General features: G+C 65.9%; 8 protein-coding genes and 1 pseudogene. 1 reads left to right on the top strand and 8 read right to left on the bottom strand.

Annotation, left to right across the window (positions count from 1 at the left end; all coding sequences use genetic code 11):
* Positions 1-312 precede the first annotated feature (312 nt).
* From MIC98_RS13865 to MIC98_RS13835, 7 genes and pseudogenes are all read right to left on the bottom strand, one after another.
* Positions 313-1,872 carry an ATP-binding protein gene (locus tag MIC98_RS13865; RefSeq protein ID WP_239737538.1) on the bottom strand — a complete coding sequence of 520 codons (1,560 nt, stop codon included), beginning with the start codon at positions 1,870-1,872 and terminating at the stop codon, positions 313-315.
* A 306-nt stretch (positions 1,873-2,178) separates the two neighbouring features.
* Positions 2,179-3,791 (bottom strand): annotated as a pseudogene (locus MIC98_RS13860) (DNA cytosine methyltransferase).
* A gap of 525 nt (positions 3,792-4,316) precedes the next feature.
* On the bottom strand, positions 4,317-6,338 hold the full coding sequence (locus MIC98_RS13855) for a DNA topoisomerase III (protein ID WP_239737537.1): 2,022 nt from the start codon (positions 6,336-6,338) through the stop codon (positions 4,317-4,319).
* 278 nt (positions 6,339-6,616) lie between these two features.
* Positions 6,617-7,015 (bottom strand): single-stranded DNA-binding protein, encoded by a 399-nt coding sequence (locus tag MIC98_RS13850; protein WP_239737536.1) that lies wholly within the window; start codon positions 7,013-7,015, stop codon positions 6,617-6,619.
* 45 nt (positions 7,016-7,060) lie between these two features.
* Positions 7,061-8,014: a site-specific DNA-methyltransferase gene (locus MIC98_RS13845; protein ID WP_239737535.1), complete on the bottom strand. Its 954-nt coding sequence runs from the start codon at positions 8,012-8,014 to the stop codon at positions 7,061-7,063.
* Complete coding sequence (locus MIC98_RS13840) at positions 8,011-8,553, bottom strand: DUF3158 family protein (protein WP_239737534.1); 543 nt, start codon at positions 8,551-8,553, stop codon at positions 8,011-8,013. Before MIC98_RS13840 ends, MIC98_RS13845 begins: the two co-directional genes overlap by 4 nt.
* Positions 8,550-9,332 carry a PFL_4669 family integrating conjugative element protein gene (locus MIC98_RS13835; RefSeq protein ID WP_239737533.1) on the bottom strand — a complete coding sequence of 261 codons (783 nt, stop codon included), beginning with the start codon at positions 9,330-9,332 and terminating at the stop codon, positions 8,550-8,552. The genes MIC98_RS13840 and MIC98_RS13835 overlap by 4 nt, the downstream gene beginning before the upstream one ends.
* 237 nt (positions 9,333-9,569) lie before the next feature.
* On the opposite strand from MIC98_RS13835, the gene MIC98_RS13830 reads away from it, so the two are divergent.
* Complete coding sequence (locus MIC98_RS13830; protein ID WP_239737532.1) at positions 9,570-10,745, top strand: phospholipase D family protein; 1,176 nt, start codon at positions 9,570-9,572, stop codon at positions 10,743-10,745.
* A gap of 76 nt (positions 10,746-10,821) precedes the next feature.
* Here the strand turns inward: MIC98_RS13830 and MIC98_RS13825 are convergent, their stop codons facing one another.
* On the bottom strand, positions 10,822-12,015 hold the full coding sequence (locus MIC98_RS13825) for an STY4528 family pathogenicity island replication protein (protein WP_239737531.1): 1,194 nt from the start codon (positions 12,013-12,015) through the stop codon (positions 10,822-10,824).

The following is a 12,015-nucleotide window of genomic DNA, read 5'->3' as shown; positions in this document are numbered from 1 at the left end:
TCCTGAAGACGACCGGGTGGCGACACGCACCTGACGGGACGTGGCGACCATCCCGTGGGTTGGAGAAAAGAGGCATCGATGCCCCGGTGGGCAGCGTTCGTCGGTGCGATGCTGGGGCGAACTGGTGGGTGGCGTGGGTTGAACCCACGGCAGCCTCGACACCCTGGCTGCGGGCATGGTGCTGCGACAGCAGCGACGCATGCGAGGGAGCATCTGCCTTGCGCCCACGTGCGTCATCCGGCAATCGGGGTTCATCGCGGCCGGATTGCCACAGCCGAAAAAAAAGCTCCCCGAAGGGAGCTGAAGGGATGATCACTGCACGCTGGCGAGCTTGCCTTCGTCATCAAAGCTCAGGCATACGGTGGCGCCAGCGAGCTTGGGCTGCGCCGTGTGGCGCAGGAAGCTCGGCAGCAAGGCATCGAGCACACGATTGGGCGCGTCCGAACAGCCCACAGCGATGAAGGTCTGGACAATCCTGGCATCTTCATCCTCGCGATCCTCGTTGTAACGATCATCGAAGATGTAGTTCGAGACCAGCTCGGTGCATCCGCCTCCATCGGGCGTCAGGTAGAGCGTTTCGCCTTTGCGCACGGCTTGCACCGCGTGCTCCGGCTGGCCCTCGACCCCCACGTGCAGGAACTCGACCAGTTCCAGTTCGACCGCGTAGTCGGCCAGCCATGGATTGCTGTCGCGATGCAGCGTCGTGCCCGAACGGACTTGGATCTGCTTCGGCGTGACCGTCCGCGCCAGGGCTTTGAGCCAGTGTCCGGCGTCCAGCCCATGTTCGTTCAGCAGAAAGGCCTTCGCCGCTTCGAGATACACCTCGACGGTGGGCTCGTCGTTCTCGTCGGTCTCAATCTGCCAGACGCCGAGTTCTTCGAGCACTTCGCGGGCGACCAGGCCCTCGGCCGAGTAGCCTTCCCAGTAGCGGCGGAAGCCGGCAGGCTCATTCGCCCAGTCGCGGAACCAAGCCCGGGGGACAAAGGGCACGTCGTTGAGCAGGTCGGCGTTGGACGAATCGAGGCAGCTCTGCGCGTAGTGCTCGACGAACTCGCTGGCGGCCAAGCGTGCCTTGGCTTCGATCAGCGCCTCGCGGTAGGCCAGGTCGATCGCGGACTGGATGCGCTTGTGGTCTTCCGTCTCGTTCAGCAGGTGTTGCCGGTCGGGAAGCTTGGCGAGCGTGTCGTCGGGCAGCAGCACGACCTGGTGCCTCCCGTAGGTCGGCACTCGGCCGATCGGTAGGCCCTGGAGGAAGGTACGCCACTGCGTGCGCGGTGCGGACAGATCGAGCAACACCTGACCCATGGCGGTCTGCCGCCACTGCAGGACGGAATTCATCAGCGGGCGGTCGACCTTGGCACCGTTGAACGACACAGGGACGGGAAAGGCTTCGCACAGCCGGGCCAGCTCGCGCCCGACCCATTCGGCCAGGCTCTGTCCGGTCTGCGGCGACTGCACGCCGCACAGACGGATCTCGGTCCCGACGCGCGCCGATGCGGGAATGACTTCCACCTCTTCGCCGCTGATGATCGCAGCGGTCGAGGCGCGGAAGGCCTTGTCCAGAGAATGCACGCGCAGGCTGCGCGCGAAATACAGCGTGGAGAGCACGCCGATGCCAAAGGGATTCTCCCGAGCCTTCAGTTTCTCGTCCCAGCCAGATTCGGCGATGCAGATGAGGGTCTGAAGGTCGGCGATGCCCCCGCCGTCGTCGCTGACGGTGAGCGTGTCACCTTCGGCGGTGATGTGGATGTGGCAAGCCTTCGCACGCCGGGCGTTCTGCAACAGCTCGCCCAGCATCGAGGCCTGGGTGAACGCATGACGCAAGGTGGCGATCAGGCGGTTCTGATTCGTCTGAAGACGGATGGTGGTCATGGCATGGTTCCTTGGATGAGGTTGTGCGCCGGTGAGGCGCGGGGAAAAGGCGGCACACGCCGATGCCCGCCACGACGACGCGCTGGGTGGCAATGGCCGTTCTTGCGGGGAATGGGCTGGTTGGCCCGTTGGAGATGCAGCACCGACGCCCGGGGCGGGCGCGTGTCCGCGGCACGATGCGATGCGGACAAGGAGGTCGACGCGGGGAATCCGCGGCGCAGCCTGGAAGACCGTGGCTGCTGGCAGTCGCCGATGCTTCGGCTATGCAGGGATGAGGATGGCGTCAGCCATGCTGGGTGTCGTGCATCAATCCGAAGTGGTCGAGTCCACCTTGTGCAGGCACTGCACCAGTCGGTGGCCCAGCCACGCCATGCACGGGACGGCCATGGAGTTGCCGATGGCCTTGTAGCGCGGAGCGTCGGCGGCAGGTTTGCCGCGGTACGGGATCAGTGTGTAGTAGTCGGGCATACCTTGCAGCCGCTCGCATTCCACGGGCATCAGCCGCCGCACCCGCCATTGCGACCAGTCTCCTGGGTCGGGGTCATTCCAGTCGTACCGGAAATGCGCCTCGTAGTCGGGTGCCAGCACATGGCTCTTATCCGCGCCGCCGTCGCTGGCGCGCAGTGCGGGAGAGATGTCGCCGCCCAGCTCGGCCGCAACGCCGTCGGCACGGCCGCGCAGAGCCAGGCTCAGCACCATCGGCCGCCCTTGGCCGGGCTTGCCGCCGCCGGTCGATAGCGCACCGGACAACTGGCCATGACCGGATTCCCAGCGCAGTTCGCCGCGCGAGTTCTGTGCGAACGCGATCGCCGGCACCACGCCGGCGTTCGCATGGCTGCTGCGGTGCCCGCCCGCGCGCAAGGTGGGCGCCAGTCCCGTCGCCGCATCGGCCCCATAGTCCTGGGAGGTGAAGGCGATGATCGGAATGCCGCGACCGGTTCCATCCTCACTACAGCCCTTGCCTCCGTTGGCAGTGCCGAGCGTGTGGCTGATGCGGCCGGCAACCGACTGCGCGAGGAAGGTTTCGACCTCGAAGTCGTTCTTGGCACCGGGCGCTGCGGTCAGGCAGGCGGCGACGTCGATCGGCCCGGCGGTGTTGCCGCCGCCGAAGCCGAATGTGATGGTCACCTCGCCGTAGGCTTGGTTCAGCCCTGCATAGCCGCCTGCCCCCGCAGGGCGAGATCCAGCAGTGGCGGCAGCGTCTTGCCACGGCGAGAAGCCCGGCGAAGAATCCCCGTGCAGGCCACCGCGCTCAAAAAGTACTTCGGCGGGATCGAGGTCGTCTCGACCACTTGCCACAAGAAACACGCGACGGCGACGCTGGGCGACACCGAAATATTGAGCGTCGAGCACGCGCCAGGCGATGCAGCGCTGGGGGCCAGACACACAACCTGCGTGCGTCCATTTTTCCCCTGGTGGTTGGAGCGCACGGCTTTCTCCGGCCAGTGCGCCCAGGAAATGCCCGAAGGCATTGCTGCGGTCGTTGAGGACGCCCGGGACGTTTTCCCAGACGATGGTTGCCGACGGGCGGCGGTCTTGACGGCGGGTTTGGTCGATGGCATTTGCAAGCTCCACATAGGCAAGGGTCAAGGCGCCGCGCGGGTCATCCAGCCCCCGCGCGCACCGGCCACGCTGAACGACTGGCAGGGCGTGCCGCCGACCAGGATGTCGGGTGCCGGCACGGTGCCGGTGCGCACCTGGCGGGCAATCGCGGTCATGTCGCCCAGGTTGGGCACGCGGGGGTAGTGGTGGGCGAGCACGGCGCTCGGGAACGGTTCGATCTCTGCGAACCATGTGGCTTGGAGGCCGAGTGGTTGCCAAGCGAGGCTCACGGCCTCGATGCCGCTGCACACGCTGCCGTACAGCAACGGCGCGTTGCGCGGCCTACCGTGAGGTTGGTTGCAAGGTTGGGGGTTCATATCGGGTCTCCTGTTCGTGTGGCCCAGGGCTGTGGGCGGGCCGGGACGTTGGTGGGCAGGAGAAAGGCGCCGAAGGCTCTGCGGCCTTCGGCTTGGGAAGAAAGAGGAACCACCCGTGGGCTGATCCGCAGGCCCGGTCGTCGCTGGAACCGTCTGCTGTCAGCAATCACACCCGGCCCATGTCGTGGCTGGGGCCGGCATCGTCTGGCGCACATCCGCGCACAAAGGGAGCCCGTTTTTGCGCCGGCGGGCACCGGCACCGATTACCGCTGACCACGAAGGGTCTCTCGGTGGCTCGCATAGTCAGGCAAGCCACCGGGAGACCCTTCGCAGTGGGCGGAAAAAGCGCAGATCAGCGGAACGCGCGGTTCGCGGAGAAGCTACCTTCAGGCCCCGTGGCCGGGGACGGCCGGGTGGGACGCGCACACGGATCAGGAAGGCGTTGCGTGCTGGGCGTCCCGCGGGGCGTGCGGGACACGGGCCACGCCGCCGATGGCGGGCGCGGCTCACGGGGAACGGGATCGGTCAGGAGCCTTTTCGGCCGCTGCTGCTACGGCGTGGGGCGCGCGAGGTGCCGCGCTTGGACGTGCCGGATTCGACCGGCAGCGTGCCTTTGCAGTCGGGATACCGGCTGCACGAAAGAAACGAGCCGCTCTTGCCGCTGCGCTGGCGCGTGGGTGCGCCGCACTGCGGGCAGGCAGGCCCTTGGGGAACCTTGATGGACAGGGACGCGCTGCCGTACTGCGCGATCAACTGCGAAATCCATGCGGCCTGTTTGCCGATGAACTCGTCCAGCGTGAGCTGTCCGGCTTCGATCATGTCGAGCGCCTGTTCCCAGATGGCGGTAGTGCCGGGGTCGGCAATCGCCGCGGGCACGGCGTCGATCAGCGTGAACGCCGCATCCGATGCGCGAATGGAGCGTCCATTCTTCACGAGGTAGCCGCGGGCGATCAGCCCGCTGATGATGTTGGCCCGCGTCGCCTCGGTGCCGATGCCCGTCGTGTCCTTCAGCTTCTGCTTCAGGCGCGGGTCGGTCACGAAGCGCGCAACGCCCTTCATCGATTTGACCAGTTCGCCCTGCGTGTAGGGGTTGGGCGGCATCGTCTTGAGCGCCTTTATCTCGGCTTCGGTCACCTGGCACGTCAGGCCCTCGCGCAGCGCGGGCAGCACCTGGCTGCGCGCCGCGCCGTCGCCGTCCTCATCCGCTTGTGGCTCGGCCAGCACCAGGCGCCAGCCCTTGATGACGACCAGCTTGCCGGTGGCCACCAGCGCCTGCTGGCCGCAGGAGAGGTTCGCCACGGTGCGGTCGAATTCGTGGTGAGGGAGGAACTGCGCCAGATAATGCGCCCGGATGAGCCGGTACACCGCCAGTTCCCGCTCGCTCATGGCCGAGAGATTCGACGGTTCGAGCGTCGGGATGATGCCGTGGTGGGCAGTCACCTTGCTGTCGTTCCATGCGCGTGAGCGTTGGGTACGGTCGAGCTGATCCATGATCGGACGCAGTGAGGGATCCGTCTTGAGCAGACTGTCGAGGACGGTGGGGACTTCAGCAAACATGCTTTCTGGCAGATAGCCGGAATCCGAACGCGGGTACGTCGTGGCCTTGTGGGTTTCGTACAGGGCCTGGGCAATCTCCAGCGTCTCCTGCACGTCCAGGCCGATTTGCTTGGAACACACCTCCTGCAAGGTGCCCAGGTCGAACAGCAGCGGCGGGCCTTCTCGTATGCGTTCTGTCTCGACCGTGACCACCAGGGCGCTGCCGGCGGCGCGAATCTGCTGCACAGCCTGCTGTGCGACGGGCTGCTGCAGGCAGCGGCCAGCGTCGTCGGTGCAGGCATCGGGCGCGACCCACTGCGCGGTGAAACCCTGGCCGCCTGCGGACAGGGACACGTCGATGGCCCAGTACGGTACGGACACGAAGGCCGCGATCTCGCGGTCGCGATCCACGACCAGTTTCAGCGCCGGGGTCTGGACGCGGCCGACTGACAGCACGCCGTCGTAGCCGGCCTGCCGCCCGAGCATCGTGAACAACCGGCTGAGGTTCATGCCCACGAGCCAGTCGGCCCGCGAGCGCGCCAGCGCCGAGTGGTACATCGGCAGCGTGTCGGCAGAGGGCCGCAGCTTGTCGAGTGCCGCGCGGATGGATGCATCGTTGAGCGCCGACAGCCACAAGCGTTCGATGGGGCCGCTGTAGCCGCAGAGTTCGATGATCTCGCGGGCGATCAGTTCGCCCTCGCGGTCTGCGTCGGTTGCAATGACGAGGTGGGTCGCCCTCGCCAGCAGCGCCTTGACGACCTTGAATTGCGTGGCGGTCTTCGGTTTGACCTCGACCCGCCAATGCTGAGGGATGATGGGCAACTGCTCCAACGACCAACGCTTGAGCGCCGCGTCATAGACCTCGGGTGCTGCCGCTTCTACGAGATGGCCGATGCACCACGTGACGGTGACGCCGGAGCCGTCGAGGTAGCCTTCACCGCGCTGGTTGGCGCCGAGGATGCGTCCGATGTCCTTGCCTTGGGATGGCTTCTCGCACAAGAACAGCCGCATGTCCGTCCATCCGATTTCCGTGGTTCATGGAATTGCCGGGGTCGAGATTGCCGAGCACCGCTAGGTGCGGCAGCAAACAAGCCGCATGCGGTGGCGACCGCTTTCACGGGATGGAATGGCTTGTGCGTGGAAGGCGCGTGGCCGGAGGTGTGCGAGCCGGGAGCCGCGATTCGCGGGAGCGCGTGGAATTTGATGGATGTTGATGGAGCTATCCCCTGGGGATAGCTCGACGGGAAGAAGAAGCAGCGGCCCGGCCGCGCCGCTGCTCCACACGGAGGCTACTCGTCCTGCGGAGGCTCCGCGTTCGACGGCTTGGGGCTGAGCGTTACGGACTCGATGCGGTACGGCAGAATGCCCACGCTGCGCGCGTTGATCTGCCAGGTCTCGCGCGGCTTCTCGTCCTTGTCCTCCCAGGGGTCGCGCTCCATGCGGCCGATGACCAGCACGCGCATGCCCTTCTGGTAGAGATCCTTCCAGTGCTCGGCGTCGCGGTGCCAGATTTCCACCGGTGCCCAGAAGCCGCCGCGATCCTCGAAGGTGCCGTCCTTCTTGGGAACGGGGTTGTCGAAATAGACGTTCAAGCGCAGAAGGCGGCTGGGTTCGTCGTTGCCGTTGGGGAACTCCCGGTACTCCGGGGGCGAGCCGATGTTGCCTTCGCCCGAAAAATGCGTGCTCATGTTGCAATCTCCGTCAGGGTGGGTAAAAACCGGCGCCAACGGGCGTCAGTGCAGGCGTTGCTGGTCGATGAACGACCGGACGAGTTCGCAGCCGATGAAGTGCCGCTGAAGTCGCAGGGCGACGGCGCCAGTGGTGCCGCTGCCGATGAAGGGATCCAGCACCGTGTCGCCCACGCGGGAGCCAGCCTGAATGCAGGGAACGATCAGGCGATCGGGAAACACCGCGAAGTGGCTGCCCCTGAACGGCCGGGTGGCCACTGTCCAGACGTCGCGCTTGTTGCGCATGGCGCGCACGCCGATCTTGTGGAGGCTGCCCCGCAGGTTGGCGTTGGGGCTGGTGACGCGCTCGCCGGGTGGCTGGCGCACGGATCGCAGGTTACCCGGCCCCCGCGGATCGGCCGAAGGCTCGCGGATGGCGGCCTGGTCGAAGTAGTAGCGCGGGCGCTTGGAAAGCAGAAGGATGTGCTCGTGCGAGCGCGTGCAGCGGTCGATCACGCTCTCGGGCATGGCGTTTGGCTTGTGCCAGATCAGATCTTGGCGCAGGTACCAGCCGTCGCGCCGCAAAGCGAACGCCAGCATCCACGGGATGCCCAACATGTCCTTGGCCTTGATGTCGCCCGCAGGCCGGATCGCGCCGACGGCGGCCTGGGCCGCACCGTGCTTGGCTCCGCCCTTGGTGCTCGCGGCCTGGTAGGTGCGATGCGCGGCGTAACTGTCGCCGATCACGATCCACAGCGTGCCGTCATCGGCCAATACGCCGCGCACCGCCCGGAACACCCGAACCAAACGCTCGATGTACTGCTCGGGCGTGCCGCAAGCACCGATCTCCAGGTGCTTGTCTGGATGGTTCGGTGGGAGATAGCTGCGCAATCCGAAGTACGGTGGACTGGTGACGCAGGTTCGCGCCTGCACGCCATCCACGCGCATGCGCTCCAGAAGGGCCAGGCAGTCCCCGGCATGGCTTTGATCCAGCCAACGGCACGCAGAGGGCGGCATCATGCTGACGACTTCCGTTCAGGCGGGCAGCGGCCGGTAATCGCCGTCATCCGGCGCAGGTAGGCGTCTTCCGCCTCGGCGGCCTTGCTGGCGCATTCCTGCGCCTGCCTGCCCAAGGTGTGCAACAGGCTGATCTGCATGTTCAGCGTGATGCGCTGAAGTTCGATCGCGTGCAGGTCGGTCAGCAGGTTGACCGGCGTGCTGGTGCTGGCGATCAGTTCCCGCCACAGAGCCACGCCCATGGCCGAGCGGTCGTGCCTGCGCCATCGGAGGAACGTCGTTCCCGCGCCAGTAGCCTGCTGGGCCAGCTCGACGGGCAGCAGGTGGAAGGGATGTCCGCATGCCTGTTGCAGCACCTGTCGCTGCGCCCGGGCGATCAACTCGTCGCGCATGGCGAAGCACTGGCTGGCCCAGGCCTCAAGATCCCCTTTACCCTTAAAAGGCTTCAAAAGGCCTTTTAGAGAGGCGGCATGTTCCAGCTTCATGAAGGCCGACTGTTGCAAGCCCTGGAAGTAGCGGGTATCGCGGTTCGGGTCGCTCATGCCTGCACGTCCTCACCGGCGCTGGTGTCGGATGCCTCCTCGACAGTGGCGGCCTCGTCGTCCGGGGAAGCGGCTGCGGCAGGGCTGCCACCGCGCTGCTGCAGGCCACGGCGCACGATGGGCGGCGCGAACTTCGAGCGGCGCGTGCCTTCCAGCACGTCCTGCGGCAGTTCGCCGAACTTATCCAGCGCCGCCCGCGCTGCGGCATTCTTCGCCGCGAAGTCGTCGCGCGTCGTGCCCGAGTAGCGGTACTGCTGAGCCAGCGAGAACAGGCTGCGCAGCGCATGCGCGCCCTCATTGAGCCAGCGTTCCAAGGTGCTGCGGTCGATGAGCGCCGTGTGGTGGGCGAGGATCAGCTTGCGGGCGATGTCGTCGTAGTCGGCCAGCAGGTAGACGGCGGCAAAGCCGAGCTGCGCGTTGACGAAGAGGGGCAGCTTGACGGGCTGGACATTGAGGTTCTCGCCCAGGCTCAACGCCGCGGGCACTCCGGCCAAGGCTTGGTCAACCTGCTCGCGCAGCGATTGCAGTGTGGCTCGGGTCTGGTCGAGCTTTTCCTCGATGCGCAGCATCCACCAGTCGCTGTACGGATCGTCCTGCTCCGAGCCACGCTTCATCTTGTTCATCTGGGCGATGTAGCCATTGAGGCCGACGATGCCGGGTCGCCCCTCCGCCGCGGCGCGGCCGTGCCAGATGCGGGAAGCGTGGTGGGTGTGCAGCGTCAGCGACATGGCGCTGCGCAAGGAGCCGAGATTCAGTTGCAGAGGTTCATTGGTTGCCATGGCGGCCGCTCGCTGTTGGACAAGGAGCTGCGAGCTTCGGCAGGAACCGGAAGGCAGTCAGTCAACAAACCGAAATAGCCGAAACCCAGGTTCCGTGCGCACAGCACGAACTATCCCCAGGGGATAGCTCCAGGGACGTCCATCGAACGCTGCAACCCAACCCGCTACGATGGCACGCTGTTGCCGACAATCGATCCACGGGGTGAGGAGACGATGGGGGAAAGTGTCCGACTGGTCTTGAATGGCGAGCAGCGAACGCATGGCGATGCCGTGGTGAACCTGCTCCGGCGTGCCCACCACTTCGAGTGCATGGTGGCGTTCGCCAAGGGCTCGGCGCTGCCCGAGCTGCTTGCGCCGTTGGAACAGGCGCTCAATCGCGGCATGACGGCCCGCTTCGCGATCGGGCTGAGCTTTCATCTCACCGAGCCGGGACTGCTGCGCAAGCTGTTCGACCTGTCGAAGCGGTACGCGATGCAGCTCTACCTGAGCAACGACGACGCGACATTCCACCCCAAGATTTATGCGGCTCGGACGCCAAAGCGATGCACGGTGATCGTGGGTTCCGCCAATCTGACCGCCGGCGGACTCTGCGACAACCACGAGGCGTCGGTATTGATCGACGGTCAGGACACCACGCTATTCTCGGAAGTCCATGCGCACTTCGATGCGCTCATCGCCGAGAGGTCGATTGTCCTGGCGACCAGGAAGCGCATCGAAGACTATGCGGCAGAGTTCGCCATCCACGATGCCTGGCGCAAAATGGCGAAGAGGCGGGCTGATCGCGTCAGCCGCGATGATGTGCAGGACCTGGCAGTGCTGGCCGACAAGCTGGCCGAAATGAAGCGCGACGACACGCGCGATGGATTTGCCGCCCAACAAGTGTTGCGCAAGGCGAACCTGCAGCAGGCCAGACGCCAGATTCAATCCCTCGCGACACCCGTAAAAGGTGGTGCTCGGAACTTCCTGCCGCGATACGAAGCACTAATCGACCTGTTCCACTCGGGCGGGCTGCATCGCGCCAAGACCCGCGTCGCCAGAGAGCCAGGCCGATTCCTCGCAGCGGTCGCGGATATTGCGGCTCGGCCCCGCCTGGCGCCCGCCGAGGCCTTCGGGGTCCTGCACGCCCACTTCGAGAACATCACGGGGGCGGGCATCAACCTGCTGACCGAGATCCTGCATGCGCTGGACAACAAGCGGTACGCCGTAATGAACCAGAACGCGGTGACGGGCCTCGCGGTGGCCGGGTTCGATGGCTATCCCCAGCACCCGACGAAGGGGAACGTCGATGGCGAACTCTACGAGCGATACTGCCACCAGGCTCGATCCGTGCAGAGGGAACTGGGACTGGCGAACCTGACCGAGTTGGACGCCTTGTTCAACTATATGTACTGGCAGGACGAGTCCGAGGTGTAGGCCACACTCCGGGGCCGCGAGAACTATCCCCAGGGGATAGCTCCATGGAAGGCCACGGACGTCTGCTTGCCCGGAATCAGCTCTTGCCCAACAGTCCACGCAGCCGTTCGATATGTTGCCGTGCCACCTCCGGCGACACGACGTTACGCGGCTCCGGTGGTTGGACTGGAGCGGGAGGTTCGGCTGGCTTGGCTTGACCAGCCCACGCATTGAACTCGCCGCGGATGGCGCGCTGAACGATCCCGAACAGGTAGCCTGCCGGGTTGCGGATTGAACTGCCCCTGCAGCGGGCCTCCCATTCGTCGAGGACGGCCTGGCGCATGGGCTCGTCGACCTGCTGCAGCGCCATCCTGACGCCTGCCTGCTGTTCCGCTTTCAGTTCCGCGAAGCGTTTGGGCCATTGCAGATCGCCCAGCGCGTGCGCCCGCGCCGTAGTACGTACTTCATTGATACGACTACTACGTACAGTACTGTCGTTCTTCGGATTCCGAAGAGAGCCGTCCGGCGCGGGTTTCAGCCCTGCTTCGGAATCCGAAGAGGGGCGTTCGGTATTCCGAAGAAGGCTCGCGTCCCCTTCTTCGGAATCGTGAGCGGTGGCGTCTTGTGCATAACTTTCGGAGGCTGTGATGCCCTGTCGAGCCAGGCGCTCGGCCAGCACCTGCAGCCGCGACGGCAACGTACGGCCGGACAGCAGCGGGTCTTCTGCGATCTCCTGGAGGGTGTTCAGACCCACCATCTGGACGGCCTTGGCCGAATGGCTCAGGGACTGGCTGACCAGCGCCAGGTAGTCGGCGTCGAGCTGCATGGACTCGAACGGCGTCAAGGGCTCGTCGTGCAGGACGTAGAGGTTGCCGAGGATGCGGCCGGTCTTGGGGTCGCGCCGCCGCCGCACGAGGCTCAACCATCGGGTGAGGCGCAGCAGCGTTAGCGCCCGTGCCACGGTCTCGTGGGAGGCCTGTCCCGCGCAGGGCATCGACGCCAGCCAAGGGCGCAACTGCTCATAGGTGGGGAACGCGGTCACGCCGTCGTCGTTGAGCAGCAGCCGGAATACCTGCCAGGCATTGCGCTCCAGCGGCGTCAGCCGACGATCGAGGAACAGGCGCCGCGGCACGGTCTCGTGCCGGTTGCCGCTGAACAGAAAGCCGTCGCCCGGCGCAGGCGCGGTCACGCCGGGGTCGGGCGTGAGTTCCTTCAGGGCGCCCTCCAACAGATCGGCAAGCGCAACGGGGCCTTGGCGTATTGCGCGTGGCGCTGTCCCGTCCACGGTCAT

This window comes from Stenotrophomonas sp. NLF4-10 (assembly GCF_022359915.1).
GTDB classification, from domain to species: domain Bacteria; phylum Pseudomonadota; class Gammaproteobacteria; order Xanthomonadales; family Xanthomonadaceae; genus Stenotrophomonas; species Stenotrophomonas daejeonensis.
This window is presented reverse-complemented; position numbering and strand designations above follow the sequence as displayed.